The organism is Prochlorococcus marinus str. MIT 9107, from assembly GCF_000759855.1.
Taxonomy (GTDB): Bacteria; Cyanobacteriota; Cyanobacteriia; order PCC-6307; family Cyanobiaceae; genus Prochlorococcus_A; species Prochlorococcus_A marinus_N.
This window is the reverse complement of sequence record NZ_JNAI01000009.1, coordinates 191,140-206,251: the sequence shown is the minus strand read 5'-3', so window position 1 is coordinate 206,251 and position 15,112 is coordinate 191,140. Positions and strand designations below refer to the sequence as shown.

18 protein-coding genes are annotated in these 15,112 nt (G+C 32.7%); 11 read left to right on the top strand and 7 right to left on the bottom strand.

Translation table 11 applies throughout. From position 1 onward, the window contains the following. The first annotated feature begins 7 nt into the window (after window positions 1–7). From EU92_RS02245 to EU92_RS02270, 6 genes are all read left to right on the top strand, one after another. A complete protein-coding gene (locus EU92_RS02245) occupies window positions 8–1,318 on the top strand; it encodes a glutamyl-tRNA reductase (RefSeq protein WP_032514256.1) in 1,311 nt (436 codons plus the stop codon). 127 nt (window positions 1,319–1,445) lie between these two features. Further along, window positions 1,446–2,741, top strand: a complete 1,296-nt coding sequence (locus EU92_RS02250; protein ID WP_032514257.1) for a glucose-1-phosphate adenylyltransferase — start codon at window positions 1,446–1,448, stop codon at window positions 2,739–2,741. 94 nt (window positions 2,742–2,835) lie between these two features. Beyond that, entirely contained in the window at window positions 2,836–4,251 is a 1,416-nt protein-coding gene (gndA, locus tag EU92_RS02255) for an NADP-dependent phosphogluconate dehydrogenase (protein ID WP_032523596.1), read from the top strand. Beyond that, a complete protein-coding gene (gene pgl / locus EU92_RS02260) occupies window positions 4,242–4,976 on the top strand; it encodes a 6-phosphogluconolactonase (RefSeq protein ID WP_032514259.1) in 735 nt (244 codons plus the stop codon). Before gndA ends, pgl begins: the two co-directional genes overlap by 10 nt. A 30-nt stretch (window positions 4,977–5,006) precedes the next feature. Then, complete coding sequence (locus EU92_RS02265) at window positions 5,007–5,555, top strand: CIA30 family protein (protein WP_032514260.1); 549 nt, start codon at window positions 5,007–5,009, stop codon at window positions 5,553–5,555. Further along, entirely contained in the window at window positions 5,545–5,931 is a 387-nt protein-coding gene (locus EU92_RS02270; protein WP_032514261.1) for a hypothetical protein, read from the top strand. The genes EU92_RS02265 and EU92_RS02270 overlap by 11 nt, the downstream gene beginning before the upstream one ends. A 22-nt stretch (window positions 5,932–5,953) precedes the next feature. Here the strand turns inward: EU92_RS02270 and ilvD are convergent, their stop codons facing one another. The 3 genes from ilvD to EU92_RS02285 are packed head-to-tail and all read right to left on the bottom strand — an operon-like array spanning window position 5,954 to window position 8,588. Next, the gene (ilvD, locus tag EU92_RS02275) at window positions 5,954–7,627 is read right to left on the bottom strand and encodes a dihydroxy-acid dehydratase (RefSeq protein WP_032514262.1); all 1,674 of its coding nucleotides are present in this window, start codon (window positions 7,625–7,627) and stop codon (window positions 5,954–5,956) included. A 23-nt stretch (window positions 7,628–7,650) separates the two neighbouring features. After that, window positions 7,651–7,941 carry a membrane protein gene (locus EU92_RS02280; protein ID WP_032514263.1) on the bottom strand — a complete coding sequence of 97 codons (291 nt, stop codon included), beginning with the start codon at window positions 7,939–7,941 and terminating at the stop codon, window positions 7,651–7,653. Between the two features lie 29 nt (window positions 7,942–7,970). Further along, the gene (locus EU92_RS02285) at window positions 7,971–8,588 is read right to left on the bottom strand and encodes a uracil phosphoribosyltransferase (protein ID WP_032514264.1); all 618 of its coding nucleotides are present in this window, start codon (window positions 8,586–8,588) and stop codon (window positions 7,971–7,973) included. A 63-nt stretch (window positions 8,589–8,651) separates the two neighbouring features. On the opposite strand from EU92_RS02285, the gene EU92_RS02290 reads away from it, so the two are divergent. The 5 genes from EU92_RS02290 to purQ all read left to right on the top strand — a co-directional run bounded on the left by EU92_RS02290 (window position 8,652) and on the right by purQ (window position 11,468). After that, the gene (locus tag EU92_RS02290; protein WP_032514265.1) at window positions 8,652–9,164 is read left to right on the top strand and encodes a pentapeptide repeat-containing protein; all 513 of its coding nucleotides are present in this window, start codon (window positions 8,652–8,654) and stop codon (window positions 9,162–9,164) included. A gap of 9 nt (window positions 9,165–9,173) precedes the next feature. Beyond that, window positions 9,174–10,238 (top strand): GTP-binding protein, encoded by a 1,065-nt coding sequence (locus tag EU92_RS02295; RefSeq protein WP_032514266.1) that lies wholly within the window; start codon window positions 9,174–9,176, stop codon window positions 10,236–10,238. Window positions 10,239–10,284: 46 nt separating this feature from the next. Continuing rightward, a complete protein-coding gene (locus EU92_RS10000; protein WP_193741764.1) occupies window positions 10,285–10,449 on the top strand; it encodes a hypothetical protein in 165 nt (54 codons plus the stop codon). A gap of 97 nt (window positions 10,450–10,546) precedes the next feature. Next, window positions 10,547–10,801 (top strand): phosphoribosylformylglycinamidine synthase subunit PurS, encoded by a 255-nt coding sequence (gene purS, locus EU92_RS02300; RefSeq protein ID WP_032514267.1) that lies wholly within the window; start codon window positions 10,547–10,549, stop codon window positions 10,799–10,801. 1 nt (window position 10,802) lies between these two features. Then, window positions 10,803–11,468: a phosphoribosylformylglycinamidine synthase subunit PurQ gene (purQ, locus tag EU92_RS02305; protein ID WP_032514268.1), complete on the top strand. Its 666-nt coding sequence runs from the start codon at window positions 10,803–10,805 to the stop codon at window positions 11,466–11,468. A gap of 54 nt (window positions 11,469–11,522) precedes the next feature. Here purQ and EU92_RS02310 read toward each other — a convergent pair whose 3' ends face one another. From EU92_RS02310 to accD, 4 genes are all read right to left on the bottom strand, one after another. After that, window positions 11,523–12,590 (bottom strand): class I fructose-bisphosphate aldolase, encoded by a 1,068-nt coding sequence (locus EU92_RS02310; protein WP_032514269.1) that lies wholly within the window; start codon window positions 12,588–12,590, stop codon window positions 11,523–11,525. Between the two features lie 102 nt (window positions 12,591–12,692). Continuing rightward, on the bottom strand, window positions 12,693–13,790 hold the full coding sequence (locus EU92_RS02315; protein ID WP_032514270.1) for a Gfo/Idh/MocA family protein: 1,098 nt from the start codon (window positions 13,788–13,790) through the stop codon (window positions 12,693–12,695). Window positions 13,791–13,792: 2 nt separating this feature from the next. After that, window positions 13,793–14,185 (bottom strand): hypothetical protein, encoded by a 393-nt coding sequence (locus EU92_RS02320; protein ID WP_032514271.1) that lies wholly within the window; start codon window positions 14,183–14,185, stop codon window positions 13,793–13,795. Between the two features lies 1 nt (window position 14,186). Then, complete coding sequence (accD, locus tag EU92_RS02325) at window positions 14,187–15,068, bottom strand: acetyl-CoA carboxylase, carboxyltransferase subunit beta (protein ID WP_032514272.1); 882 nt, start codon at window positions 15,066–15,068, stop codon at window positions 14,187–14,189. Between the last annotated feature and the right edge of the window lie 44 nt (window positions 15,069–15,112).

Here is a 15,112-nt window from a genome sequence, read left to right as displayed (position 1 = left end):
TAATTTTATGCATATTGTTGTCGTCGGACTAAGTCATCGCACGGCACCTGTCGAAGTGCGTGAGAAGTTAAGTATTCCCGATCAAGCCATAACAGATTCATTGAATGCATTAAAGGCTTTTTCTGATCTACTAGAGGTGTCAATTTTAAGTACTTGTAATAGGCTAGAAATTTATGCGCTAGTAAAAGATAAAAATACTGGAATTTCCTCTATTAAGGAATTTATCTCAAATTATTCAGGAATTATTTTTGAAGATTTAAATCCACATCTTTTTTGCTTTAGACAAGAAGATGCAGTTTTGCATTTAATGAAAGTTTCAGCAGGACTTGATAGCTTGGTTTTAGGGGAGGGACAAATCCTTTCGCAGGTAAAAAAGATGATGAGATTAGGTCAAGAGAATCAATCTACTGGTCCTATTCTTAATAGATTATTAACTCAATCAGTAAGTACAGGTAAAAAAGTTAGATCTGAAACAAATTTAGGAACTGGTGCAGTATCAATAAGTTCAGCAGCGGTAGAACTTGCTCAATTAAAAATTGGACAAGAAAATGGGTTAGATACTCTTGTAAGTCTGGAATCAGAGAAGGTTCTTGTAGTTGGTGCTGGTCGAATGAGTAGGCTTTTAATTACTCATTTAAAATCAAAAGGATGCAATAAACTCATTCTTGTTAATAGAAATATTGATAGAGCTTTAAATCTTGCGTTAGACTACCCTGACTTAGAGATTGTTTGTAAAGGGTTAAAAGAATTAGATGAAAACATATCAATATCGTCTCTTGTTTTCACTAGTACAGCCTCTGAAGAGCCAATTATTGATCTCGCTAAAATTGAAAAATTAAGCTTGAGTAATAAACTTAAATTTATTGATATCGGTGTTCCGAGAAATATATCTAATGATGTTAAACAACATAAATTTGTAAAATCATTTGATGTAGATGACTTACAAGAGGTCGTTTCAAGAAATCAAGAATTTAGACAGAAAATTGCTAAGGAAGCAGAATCTTTAGTAGAAGAAGAAAGAATTATTTTCCTAGAATGGTGGGCAAGTTTAGAGGCGGTTCCAGTAATTAATAAACTAAGATCAGATTTGGAGTTAATCAGAAAAGAGGAATTGCAAAAAGCACTTAGTAGAATGGGACCTGACTTTTCTGCTCGTGAAAGAAAAGTTGTGGAAGCTCTTACTAAAGGAATTATTAATAAAATTCTTCATACACCTGTTACTAAGTTAAGAAGTCCTCAATCAAGAGAAGAAAGACAAGCTTCATTAAAAATCGTTGAAAAATTGTTTTCTTTGGTAGATGAGGATAAAAATATCTAAATTTCTGAATTTATATTAAGTTTTTCAAGTAATTTATCGAAATACCTTTGCAAACTGGCCATTCCTATTTCTAAATCCGCCCATAATCAGTTACTTTAAATAGTTGTATCTACCTCCATTAGATTGAATGAAGCGTGTGTTGGCAATCATCCTCGGAGGAGGAAAAGGTTCTAGACTTTACCCCTTAACAAAAATGAGGGCTAAACCTGCTGTACCATTAGCAGGAAAATATCGTTTAATTGATATTCCAATTAGTAATTGTATTAATTCAGGAATTGAAAAAATGTATGTATTGACTCAGTTCAATAGTGCATCTCTAAATAGACATATAGGAAGAACATATAATCTAAATGGACCTTTTGGACAAGGTTTTGTGGAAGTCTTAGCCGCTCAACAAACACCTGATAGTCCAAAGTGGTTTGAAGGGACTGCTGATGCTGTAAGAAAATACCAATGGTTATTTCAAGAATGGGATGTTGATGAGTATTTAATATTGTCAGGAGATCAACTGTATAGGATGGATTACAGTTTATTTGTTCAACATCATAGAGATAATGGTGCTGATTTAACTGTTGCAGCTTTACCTGTAGATGAAGCCCAAGCAGAAGGTTTTGGACTCATGAGAACTGATGATTTAGGGAATATAAAGGAATTCAGTGAAAAGCCCACAGGAGAGAAGTTGAAGGCAATGGCAGTAGATACTTCAAAATTTGGATTAACAAATGAGTCAGCTGCCCAAAAACCTTATCTTGCCTCTATGGGTATTTACGTTTTTAGTAGAAATACTCTTTTTGATCTTTTAAATAAATTTCCTAGTTATACAGATTTTGGGAAGGATATAATTCCTGAAGCTCTTAATAGGGGCGATACTCTTAAGAGTTATGTCTTCAATGATTATTGGGAAGATATTGGAACTATCGGAGCGTTTTTTGAGTCAAACTTGGCATTAACAGAGCAACCTAAACCCCCATTTAGTTTTTATGATGAGAAATTTCCAATTTATACAAGACCTAGATTCCTTCCTCCTTCTAAACTTGTAGATGCACAAATCACTAATTCAATAGTCTGTGAAGGTACGATATTGAAGTCTTGTAGTATTCTACATTGTGTTTTAGGCGTAAGAAGCAGAATTGAAAGTGATTCTGTTCTTGAAGATACTTTAGTTATGGGTGCAGATTTCTTTGAATCACCTGAGGAGAGGACTGAATTAAGGAAAGGAGGAGGAACTCCTCTTGGAGTAGGAGAAGGTACTACTGTAAAAAGAGCGATTCTTGATAAGAATACTAGGATTGGAGATAATGTAGTGATTATTAATAAAGATAGAGTGGAAGAGGCAGATAAGCCAGAATTAGGCTTCTACATAAGAAATGGAATTGTTGTGGTAGTTAAAAATGCAACTATTGCAAATGGAACAGTCATTTAATTCTTTTCGATCATTTTTCGCTGACATAAGTAATTTTTTTGAGCAATTTTCCTGAGTTGCAGGCAAACTGTATTTATTGAGTTTTTTATTTTTTATGTCCAAGGCGCATTTTGGTTTAATAGGTCTTGGTGTTATGGGAGAAAATTTAGTTCTTAATGCTGAAAGAAATGGATTTTCTAGTGTAGTTTTCAATAGAACTTACTCAAAAACTATAGAATTTTTGGAAGGTCGAGGCCTTGGTAAGAATATAGAGGGAGCTGAAACTCTCCAGGAATTTGTTGATAAGCTTGAGAGACCTAGAAGAATTTTAATGATGGTAAAAGCTGGATCTGCAACGGATGCTGTTATAGATAATATTTCTGGATATCTCGAGGAAGGAGATTTATTAATTGATGGCGGTAATTCTCAATTCAAAGATACAGAAAGAAGGGTAAATACTCTAGAAAGTAAAAGTTTTGGATATATAGGAATGGGGGTTTCTGGTGGTGCTAAGGGAGCTCTTGAAGGGCCAAGTATGATGCCTGGAGGTACTAAAGCCTCTTACTATGCAATAGAAAGCTTATTAACTAAGATGGCTGCCAAAGTTGAAGATGGTCCATGTGTCGCATACGTTGGACCAGGAGGCTCGGGTCATTTCGTGAAGACTGTTCATAATGGAATCGAATATGGAATTGAGCAAATACTTGCAGAAGCCTATGACCTTATGAAGAGAGTAAAAGGAATGAATGGACATCAGATGTCAGAGGTTTTTGGAATCTGGAATAATACTGATGAATTAGCTTCTTATCTTGTTGAGATAACAGAGATTTGTCTAAAGACAAAAGATGAAATAACTGGAGATCATGTTGTGGAAAAAATATTAGATAAAGCTGGCCAGAAAGGCACTGGGTTATGGACTGTTGTAAGTGCTTTAGAACTTGGGGTCTCAGTCCCAACGATTTATGCTTCTTTAAATGCAAGAGTAATGAGTTCTTTAAAAGAACAACGTAGTGAGATTGAAAAAACTATTCCAATAAAGGAGATTGCAGATTTTGATTTAGGAGATATTTCAGATGGAATGAAACCTTTATTTGATGCTGTAGTTCTCGCCACAATGGCTAGCTATGCTCAAGGAATGGATATTTTAAGAGAAGCGTCTTCTGTTTATAATTATGATTTGAATATGCCATCAATCGCTCAAATATGGAAAGGAGGATGCATAATTAGATCAAGATTATTAAGTAAAATTCAAGATGCTTATTATAAAGACCCTAATTTGAAAAATTTAATTTTTGATAATTGGTTTAATAACGAGATTGCAGCAAGATTAGATAATTTAGCTAATGTGGTTTCTTTATCTACAAAAGCTGGTATACCAGTTCCATGCCTATCAAGTACTTTAGATTATTTGAATAGTTATAGAACAAATAGACTCCCTCAGAATCTGGTTCAGGCAATGAGAGATTGTTTTGGCTCTCATACTTATGAAAGAATTGACAAAGAAGGTAGTTTCCACACTGAATGGATGTAATGATTGAAAAGATAATAAATGGATATACCTTAAACATCTATAAAGACAAGTTAAAACTATCAACAGCTGTTTTTAAGTTTATTGAAAGACAGATTTTTCATACTTTAAAAAAGAAAGATAGATTTAAATTTTGTGTAAGTGGAGGTTCAACTCCTAAATCTGTTTATAAACTTCTTTCAAAAAGTGATCTTAGATGGAATATGGTTGATGTCTTTTTAGGAGATGAGAGATGCGTTGATCCAAATTCAGAATTAAGTAACTCATTAATGTTGAAAAATTCATTGTTAACTAATTTGGGATCTGGAGCTTTTTTTTACGAAATTTTAAATGACTTGAAAGCTGATGAAGAAGCTATCAAAAATCTATTTATTTCAAAATTATTTGAAAAATGCGGATCAAACCCTCCATCTTTTGATTTGACTTTATTAGGTCTTGGAGACGATGGTCATACAGCTTCATTATTTCCTTATCAAAAAAATAATGTGGATGATTTTGTTATTTTTAGTGAAGGTAAAGGTTTAAAAAGAATCTCATTAACTCCAAGAGTCCTTTCAGCCTCCTCAAAGATAATATTTTTGGTTAGTGGCGCCTCTAAAAAACTTGCTCTCGAAAGGTTATTAGATGAAAAGGAGTCTCCCGATAGAACTCCATCAAAATTAATAAAATCTACTAATCAAATTTCAATATTTTGTGATCAAGAATCAGCAAAAGATTTAAAAATTTAGTTAAAGTCTATAAATAATTAAAATAAATTAATGAGTAAGAAAAAATTTTTATTCTTGAAAAAAGAGTTTAATGACTGGAAGACATTAAATGACACTGTTATGGGAGGATCAAGCTCAGCTTATTGTGAAATTTCAAATTCTGGATTGTTATTGAAGGGGAATATTGTCGAGAAAGGAGGTGGATTCGTTAGTTGTAGATCCTCTGTATATAAACCATCTTTAAATGTTTCTGAATATGGTTCCTTTGAGCTAAATATTGATGGACAAGGAAGAACTTTTAAGTTTGCGGTCGCTTGTGAAGATGATCTCCTTGGAATTACCGAATTTATTCCTGGTGGGCTCAGGTGGATTAAATCATTCCCAACAAAAAAATTTGGAACAACCAATGTTCTAATTCCTTTTAGTTCTCTCAAGCCCTCAGTAAGAGCTAATAAGGTACCTTTACCATTTAAATTCAAGCCATCTAAAATTAAACGATTGCAAATACTTCACTCTAAGTTCGGTGATGATGGACTACTAAATAATGAGTTTAAGCAGGGTTCGATAAAAGTTTTAATTAAATCAATAAGTGTTATTTGAAAATTCACCTAAAAATATAGAGAGCTTAATCGCTAAGTCAGCAGATTTAACAAATAAACCTTTTGTTCACTCTGTAGTAAAAATAAATGGTGAATACCAAATCGATGAGGAAGATATCGATTTAACAGTTAATATTTTATGTCGAGATAAAGAAGGTAAAAGAATAGAAATTTACGATCTTGAATTAGAACTTTTTAAATCAAATAATGAGTTGGTTTTAGTTATCTCCAAGCTTAATTTTCCTGATGAACCAATATTATGGAGTGGAGTTAAAACGTTATGGATGGATAGTAATAATGGGAAAAAATGTAATTCCCCAAGGTACAGCGCTAGATTGGAAAATCTGGCAAATAGGATAAAAAGTTTTATTGATTAAGTAAATAAAATTTTGAGCCGATTTATAAATCAGTAACTGCTCCTAAACTTGATGTGCTTACGATCCTTGAATATTTTGAAAGTATACCTTTTTTATATTTTGGATCTGGTTTCTCCCAATTTTTTCTTCTAGCTTTTAATTCTTCATCAGATAAATCTACATGAATTAGTAGTTTTACCGCATCAACAGTAATTAAATCTCCTTCTTTTATAAGAGCAATATTGCCTCCAACAGCAGCTTCTGGAGCGATATGTCCAACAACCAGTCCGTAAGAACCTCCGCTAAATCTTCCATCAGTAATTAAGGCCACTTTTTCTCCAAGACCTTGTCCAACAATTGCTGATGTAGGAGATAACATTTCTCTCATGCCTGGCCCTCCAACAGGACCTTCATTTCTTACTACAACTACATCTCCAGCTTTTATATCATTATTTAGGATAGATTTAAGGCAATCCTCTTCACTTTCGAAAATTCTAGCTGGTCCAGTAAGTACAGGGTTTTTTACTCCACTAATTTTTGCTACGGAACCTTCCTTTGCTAAATTTCCTTTTAATATTGCTAAATGTCCTTTTTTGTAAAGAGGATTATTTATATCTCTAATGACATTTTGATTATCTGGAGGAGTATCTGGAATTTCTTTTAAGTTTTCGGAAATTGTTTTGCCTTCTATATTTTTACATTCACCATGAATTAATCCTGCATTTAAGAGTATTTTCATAACTTGTGGAATCCCTCCTGCTTTATGAAGATCCACAGTTACATATTTTCCACTTGGCTTAAGGTCACAAATAACAGGAACTTTTTGCCTTATTCTCTCAAAATCATCAATACTAATATCAATACCTGCAGTATTCGCTATAGCTAAAATATGTAATACAGCATTTGTTGAACCTCCAACAGCCATTATTACAGATATTGCATTTTCAAATGACTTCTTGGTCATTAGATCAAGAGGTCTTATATCTTTTTTTATCGCATCTACTAATATCTCGGCACTTTTTTCTGCACTTAGTTCTTTTTCATAATCCTCTGCAGCCATTGTTGAACTGTGAGGGAGGCTTAACCCTAATACTTCTATAACAGCAGACATTGTATTAGCCGTAAACATTCCTCCACAGCTTCCTGCTCCAGGAATACAATTTTTCTCAACTTCGATTAACCTTTTTTCATTAATTTTGCCTGATGTTAACTGTCCAACTGCTTCAAATGCACTGACAACAGTTAAATCTTCTCCGTTTAATTTCCCTGGTTTGATTGTTCCTCCATAAATAAATATTGAGGGAATATTCATTCTTGCAATTGCTATCATGGCACCAGGCATGTTTTTATCACATCCACCTATTGCAAGTACTCCGTCCATACTTTGAGCATTACATGCGGTTTCTATTGAGTCAGCTATTACTTCTCTTGAAACTAGTGAATATTTCATCCCCTCTGTTCCCATAGAAATGCCATCACTTACAGTGATTGTTCCAAACATTTGAGGCATTCCGCCTGATCTTCTGATTGACTCTTCAGCTCTGAGAGCTAACTTATTTAACCCTATATTGCATGGTGTTATTGTACTGTAACCATTGGCAACTCCAATAATAGGTTTATTAAAATCTTCATCATTAAATCCAACAGCTCTTAACATTGATCTGTTAGGGGATCTTTGCACACCTTGGGTTATTGCAGATGATCTGAATTTATTCATATTATTTGAGAACCTTTATTATTTTATTGACCTAACTCTTCAAGTTGCTTCCTAACATCAGCAATTGCAGAATTTAGTTGCTCAACTTTCTTTTCTAGATTTTCTCCATCAACTTCATTTATATTCTCATTTGAATCAATCGCTTCAGATCCGTCTTGAATTCTTGAGGAATACATCATCGCCTTTTGTTTTTTTTCCTCCTTTCTCTTGTCTGCTTCTGATATTAACCACAATGCTAGACCTGCTGCTCCAATAAAAGCACCGCTTATTAATGATAAAAGATTATTCGAAGACGAATCTCTGTATTCAGGCATTGGAAAAATATCTACTACTACATTATATATTAGTTCTTATCATGAAATATAGTACTCAAACGCAATAAAGGATTTCCAATCCCAGGGATCAACAACTTTGTATTTTCGTCTTCCTCATCAATGCAAGATGTGTAAATTACCTGATTGGGGAATAATTTGGCAATTTCATTTAATCCTTTATTTGTGCAAATAGCAGTTATTAATAAAATCCTATTAGACTCAACTCCTAATCCCTTCAATTTTAATAAAGTCTCTATTGCTGTGGATTTTGACGTAACTTGTTCCGAATAAAAAATAACGCCTTCATTTGATTCAATACTTTTAGGAATTTCCCCTAATGAAAGGGTCGAATTAGGAATTACTTCTTTAGATCCGTACCAAAGAGATAAGCCTTCGGGCATCATTGCATAAACTTTTATTGGATAATTATTATTTATAAAAAATCCATCCGTATCTCCATTATAAGTATTTATTATTTCTTTTTTATATGGCAACCAATTTCGTAATGCTTCATATGTGAGCCATTTACCTAATTGTTCATATCCAGTTGTGTACAAAATATTTGGAGTATTTTTTTCTCGCAATATTGAAAGCCAATGTTTTATTAATGGATGAGGAGGAATAATAACCTTTAGTGACATTGCCATATATTTTCCTTTAAGATACTCTTACAATCTTTAAATACATAAGTTCTAAAATACAGTCTTATTATGATTAAATCAATTACTTTACCAACTCTAAAAAATGCGTTAATTACATTATTAATTGTTGGGATTTTATTTTTAAATTCTGTAAATTCTGCCTGGGCTAAGCGTCCGCCTGAAATCAGAAACCAACAAGACCTTGATTTAGAGCCTGATATGCATGGTCAAGATTTAAGTGGAAACGAATTTATTAAATTTGATCTAAATGGATTTAATTTCAGTGAAAGTAATTTAGAAGGTGCGGTATTCAATAATAGTAAATTGCAAAACTCAAATTTTAATGGAGCCAATTTAAGAGACGCACTTGCCTATGCAACAGACTTTACAGATGCTGATCTTTCAGATGTTAATTTTACCAATGCTTTATTAATGGAGAGTAATTTCGAAGGAGCAAAAATAGATGGTGCGGATTTTACGGATGCTGTTCTTAGTCGTACTCAACAAAAACAATTATGTGCGATTGCTAATGGCACTAATAGTTCTACAGGAGAGAGTACAGAATATAGCCTAGGTTGTTAATCATTAAGGATGAAAAAAAAAATACCAGTAATAGTTGTTTCAGGATTTCTTGGTTCAGGTAAAACAACTTTTCTAAAATATTTATTAAAAAAGAGTACTAAAAAATTTGGTTTAATAATTAATGAATTTGGTGATATTGGAATTGACGGTGATTTGATTAAAAGTTGTGATAAATGTAATGAATCTGAAGACGACTGTGTAATCGAATTAAACAATGGATGTTTATGTTGTACTGTTCAAGATAATTTTGTTCCATCAATAAAAGCTCTTCTTGAATTTGATCCTCCTATCGATTCAATAATTATTGAAACAAGTGGATTGGCATTGCCCATACCATTAATTCAAGCACTTAACTGGCCTGAAATAAGATCTTCTGTATACCTCGAAGTAGTCGTTGGGATAGTAAACGGAGAATCAATGCTTAATGGTTCACCAATTAATGATTTAAACAAAATAACAAAACAATATAATGAAACATATAAAATTGATCACAACGCTACTATAAATGAACTCTTTGAGGAGCAAATAGAAGTTTCTGATATCGTTTTAGTCTCTAGATCAGATATCTTAAATGATGATCAATTTGATTTTGTAAAAAATAAAATCCAAGGAAGTCTAAACTTATCTACGCCAGTCCTGAAATCCAAAAATGGAAAAATTGATTTAAATTATTTATTTGATTTTAATTTTAAAAAAGAGACTTATAAAAAATTTTTAAAGGAAGAACATGACCATAATCACGTTGAGCTTGTATCAAATTCAATTAAATTAAATTATTTTCTTGAAAAAAATGACTTTGAAAAAGAGATGTCAAAAATATTGGATGAATTAAACATCCTTCGAATAAAAGGACGTATATGGATACCAAACAAATCATTGCCTTTACAAATACAAATCGTTGGAAAAAAAATTAATACATGGTTTGAAGAGGCTCCAGATGACTGTTGGAGACCAAATGATAATGCAGGCCTTGAATTAGTAATAATTTCCTTTGATGAAAAATCTATAAAAGCTTTTAATAGAAAAATTAAAGAGAAATTTAAGATTTTAAGTGACCCAAAAATAAAGATTTGATTTTATAGTTACGTGTCAGGATACTTAGAAGAGTTAACAGTCCTAAATGGAAAATTCTAAAATTGCTTTAAAAGAAATTATCTCTGATGATGTAATTTCTATTAATAAAATTAAATGTTCAAAATGTGGAGGGTCAGGAAATTTTAAAACACCTGAAAATTCAAGAAAAACTTGTTTAGTATGTTTTGGTAAAGGTTATATAAATATTTAAAAATTCAGAAAACCTTAACGTAAAAATATTTGTTTATTAATCAAGAGTACTTTTTATTAAAATTTAAACTAATCTTCTAATAGAAATTATTTTTTAATTGGACGAGTTTGCTGTAAAAGTTTTTGTAAGACTAAGACCCTCAGTTTTAGATCCGGCAGGGGAAGCTACCAAATCTGCTTCTATTAAACTAGGAGCAGAGGGCATAAAATCACTAAGGATAGGAAAAATGATTGAATTAAAAATAGAAGGTAATGAGGAAAATGAAGTTAGAGAAAAAATTGATTTATTGTGCGATAGGTTATTCACAAATACTGTCATTGAAGATTATGAGTATTCGCTAAAAAAATTATAAAATGGATAATTTTACCGTAGGAGTCGTAGTCTTTCCTGGTTCTAATTGTGATCGTGATGTTTCATGGGCATTGGAAGGTTGTTTAGGAATAAAAACAAAATACTTGTGGCATGAGTCTTCAGATTTAAGCGATGTCGAAGCAATAGTTTTACCTGGAGGATTTAGTTATGGAGATTATTTAAGATGCGGAGCAATTGCAAGATTCTCTCCATTAATTAATGCTTTGGATGACTTTGTTAAAAGTGGAAAAAGAGTTTTAGGAATATGTAATGGGTTTCAAATTTTGACAGAATCAGGTTTTTTGCCTGGTGCCCTCGTAGCAAATAAAAATCTTAATTTTATCTGTGATGATTCTGAACTTGATATTGTTTCTTCAAAAGGGGGTTGGTTTAATAATGGAGATGAAAAACAAACTATTAAGTTGCCAATAGCGCATGGGGAAGGAAGATATTATTGTGATTCTGATACTTTAAAAAAACTTGTTGATAATGAATTAATCGCTTTGAGATATAGAAATAATCCTAATGGATCCTCCTTCGATATCGCAGGCATAACTAATGAAAAAGGAAATGTTTTAGGTTTAATGCCTCATCCAGAGAGAGCATGTGACGAGGCAATTGGTGGGACTGATGGTCTCCATACTTTGAAATCCCTAATTACGAAATAAAAAACCCCCATTTGTTTGGAGGTCTTTTAAAGTTTAATTTAAAGAGTTTATCTTTTAATAAGTGTATCCAGCAACAAATAGCTGCTCATCAGATGAAGGCTGAGATCCTGGGACATAAGATCCTGTTGAAGCTTCAGAGTTTGCTTGAGCTCTTGCTATTAAGGCTTTTTGGCCTCCTTCTACATCACTTCCCTTCCAAGCCTTTAAGCATGAGTGCTGTAGCGCTCTTCCATAGGAGAATGAAACGTTCCATAATGCTTTCCTATAAAGAGTATTCATATTATTTAAATAAACAGAAGCAGCTTCTTCGCTTAATCCTCCTGATAAGAATACTATTCCAGGAACAGATGCAGGAACGCATCTTTCCATAGTTCTTATAGTCATCTCAGCAACTTTCATAGGATCAGCCTTTGTTGGACAATCTGCTCCGTTTACAGTCATAGAAGGTTTTAAAAGCGTTCCCTCTAGAAATACTCCATTTGCTTGACAAGCAATGTATACCTGCTTAATTACCTCTTCTTGAACTTCAGCAGTCTTTTCAATGGTATGATCACCATCCATTAAAATTTCAGGTTCAATAATTGGTACTAATCCAGATTCTTGAACTGATCTTGCATACCTTGCCAATCCCCAAGCATTTTCCTGTATGGATAATTTTGAAGGACAACCATCATTTGTTATCTGTAAAACAGCTCTCCACTTTGCAAATCTTGCACCTTGTTCATAATATTTTGCTGCTCTCTCGACTAATCCATCTAGACCAGAGCAAAATGTTTCTACATCTCCTGCTCCAGGAAGTGGATTTAAACCTTTATCAACCTTAATACCTGGAATAATACCTAAATCGTTTAATTTCTTAACCATTGACTCACCATCTTGGTGATTTTGAAACAAAGTTTCTTCAAAGAGGATTGCTCCACTTATGTATTTTCCAAGGCCTTCTGTAGTGAAAAGCATCCCTCTATATGCCTTCCTATTTTCTTCAGTATTCTCAACACCAATTCCAGCTAATCTTTTCCCTACTGTTTTGGTTGATTCATCTACCGCTAATATTCCTTTACCTTTAGAAGCTAGTAATTGAGCATTTTCCTTAAGCTCATTTTTGTAGTAATTTAATGCCATTATTTAAAAAATTAGATAATTGATTTTTCCAGAATATGAAGAAAAAATAAAATAAATTAAGCACATTGTCAAGTATTAATTGATACTTTGGTAAATATTCTGCTAAATTTTTATGCTCAATCCATTTTTTGATGATTCTCTTATAGCTTCACAAACTTTATGACTTGCCAGTCCCTCGCATAATCCTGGAATGATGGGTGTTTTATTAAAAATACTCTCAGCCCATAAATTTTGAATTCTCATTACTGGAGCTATCCTTCCATCAGTCCATGTTTTTTTAAAATTAAAACTTGAATCTGCAGTTAAATTTTGGATCTTATTTTCGTTGTTTGAATATTTCAAATCAAAACCATGTACATAATCTTTTTGGTTCTCGCTTTTAAGAATAAGTGAACCTTCGCTTCCATATATTTCTAAACTAAATCCTCTACCGTTTCTAGAAATCGATGATAAAGATACCTGACATGGAATAAGATTCGAGCTATGGTTTGATAATTCTATATTAGCTAGACAAACATCTTCGCTCGTAACATCATTTAAATCAGATGAATTAGGTAAAGGTCTTTTTTTTATTGATGTTGCCAATTTGCCAGATACTTTTATGGATTCTCCAAAAAACCAATTCAACATATCGAATGCATGAGTACCCAAGGCGCCAATAACTCCTCCACCTTTTTCTCCTAAAGAATACCAATTCCAAGCTCTTTTGGGGTCGGATCTGCTACCCATTAACCAATCTAATTTGACTAAGTATATATCTCCTAAGATATTTTCATCAATAAGTTTTTTTGTCTGAAGGAAAAGGGGTACTGCTCTATATTCGAAATCAACACATACGCTTAAGTTCTTAATCAAAGATATTCTCTGTAGCTCTTCAATTTCAGAGGAAGATATTGAAACAGGTTTTTCTAATAGCAAATTTTTATTATTTTCAAGCGCTAGTTTTGCTAATTTAAATTTTGATTCAGGAGGGGTAGCAATAATAATTCCATCAATTTCTGGTGATTTAACTAAGTCCTCCCAAACATGAAAAAACTCTAAACCCGTTTCTTTTTCTAAAATAGATTTTTGCGCTTTCTCATAATGATAAATAGCTATAGGCGTTAAATATTGCGACTCTTTTAATGCTTCTAAATGAACTTTTTTCCCAAAACCTAGTCCAGCAATTGCTATTTTTAATTTTTTATTTTTTGTATTCATTCTTATCCATTACTAAACTCTGAACAACTATTTTCGATGACAAAATCTATAAGTTCATCATTATTGGAGGTTTGCCATTTTGAATTAAATTGAGGAATTCCATTTATGGAAGTATCTTTGAACTTTTTCTCATCGCAATTAATTCTCATTACATAAAGTGATAACTCTCCATCATCATCAGAATGAGTTGGATTTTTAAAGAACTTTGTTAAGACACTTATTTCACCATTTGGAAGCGGCTTGATACTCCCTTTGTCAAGCCATTCTTTCCCGTCATTATTCTCTTTTAGGAGTACCCAATCAACATTTCCTATACCATACGAATAGGGAGCAAAATTTAAAATAAAAATTAAAAGAGTTAACGAAAAATAAAATAAGTTAGAAATAATTTTCATTTTATGTATTTGCTTCTGCAAGTTCTTTTACGCCGTGGATTTTTAAAATTTTAGTCAAAGTTTCTTTGAGATCTTTCCTTTTTACTATCACATCAACAAAACCATGATCAAGAAGATATTCAGCTGTCTGAAAATTATCTGGCAATTTTTCTCTTAATGTTTGTTCAATTACCCGTCTTCCAGCAAATCCAATAAGAGCTTTTGGTTCTGCCAAAATTAAATCACCTAACATGGCAAAACTGGCTGTTACCCCTCCAGTGGTTGGATGAGTTAACAATGGCATGTACAAAAGATTTTTTTCTTTATGTTTTTTAAGTGCTCCTGATATTTTTGCCATCTGCATGAGACTTAACATACCTTCTTGCATCCTTGCACCACCTGATGCGCAAACAATAAGTATTGGGTAATTCTTTATAGTTGCCCTCTCAATAATCCTTGTGATTTTTTCACCAACGACAGAACCCATGGATCCCCCCATGAATCTAAAATCCATAACAGCTAATGCTAAAGGCATAGAATTTACAGAACAGAAACCAGTGATAACTCCATCTCTTAAGCCTGTACCTGCTTGACTCTCTTTAATTCGATCAGCATAAGATCTTCTATCTTTAAACCCCAAAGGATCTGTAGGACTTAATGAACTATCAAACTCTTTAAATGAATTTTTATCAGCAATTATGTTTATCCTGTCATCGCTATTAATCCTGTTGTGATGTCCACAATTATTACAAACATTGAAATTTGAAATTTGGTCTTTTCTATAAGCTACTTGCGAACATTCTGAACATTTAACCCACAAACCATCACCCTCGTCTGTATCTTGCGAAACTTTTCCTACAAATTGATCTTTTCGCCTTGCGGCAAACCAGTCGATTAATGACACAATTATTCCTGTTTTTTCTATTTAAATCTAAGTATGGTCCTTTT

Bases quoted from the DNA above. Each gene is read 5' to 3' on its own strand.
- EU92_RS02245 (WP_032514256.1), top strand. From the start codon at position 8: ATGCATATTGTTGTCGTCGGACTAAGTCATCGCACGGCACCTGTCGAA.
- EU92_RS02250 (WP_032514257.1), top strand. From the start codon at position 1,446: ATGAAGCGTGTGTTGGCAATCATCCTCGGAGGAGGAAAAGGTTCTAGA.
- gndA (WP_032523596.1), top strand. From the start codon at position 2,836: ATGTCCAAGGCGCATTTTGGTTTAATAGGTCTTGGTGTTATGGGAGAA.
- pgl (WP_032514259.1), top strand. From the start codon at position 4,242: ATGGATGTAATGATTGAAAAGATAATAAATGGATATACCTTAAACATC.
- EU92_RS02265 (WP_032514260.1), top strand. From the start codon at position 5,007: ATGAGTAAGAAAAAATTTTTATTCTTGAAAAAAGAGTTTAATGACTGG.
- ilvD (WP_032514262.1), bottom strand. From the start codon at position 7,627: ATGAATAAATTCAGATCATCTGCAATAACCCAAGGTGTGCAAAGATCC.
- EU92_RS02280 (WP_032514263.1), bottom strand. From the start codon at position 7,941: ATGCCTGAATACAGAGATTCGTCTTCGAATAATCTTTTATCATTAATA.
- EU92_RS02285 (WP_032514264.1), bottom strand. From the start codon at position 8,588: ATGGCAATGTCACTAAAGGTTATTATTCCTCCTCATCCATTAATAAAA.
- EU92_RS02290 (WP_032514265.1), top strand. From the start codon at position 8,652: ATGATTAAATCAATTACTTTACCAACTCTAAAAAATGCGTTAATTACA.
- EU92_RS02295 (WP_032514266.1), top strand. From the start codon at position 9,174: ATGAAAAAAAAAATACCAGTAATAGTTGTTTCAGGATTTCTTGGTTCA.
- EU92_RS10000 (WP_193741764.1), top strand. From the start codon at position 10,285: ATGGAAAATTCTAAAATTGCTTTAAAAGAAATTATCTCTGATGATGTA.
- purQ (WP_032514268.1), top strand. From the start codon at position 10,803: ATGGATAATTTTACCGTAGGAGTCGTAGTCTTTCCTGGTTCTAATTGT.
- EU92_RS02310 (WP_032514269.1), bottom strand. From the start codon at position 12,590: ATGGCATTAAATTACTACAAAAATGAGCTTAAGGAAAATGCTCAATTA.
- EU92_RS02315 (WP_032514270.1), bottom strand. From the start codon at position 13,790: ATGAATACAAAAAATAAAAAATTAAAAATAGCAATTGCTGGACTAGGT.
- EU92_RS02320 (WP_032514271.1), bottom strand. From the start codon at position 14,185: ATGAAAATTATTTCTAACTTATTTTATTTTTCGTTAACTCTTTTAATT.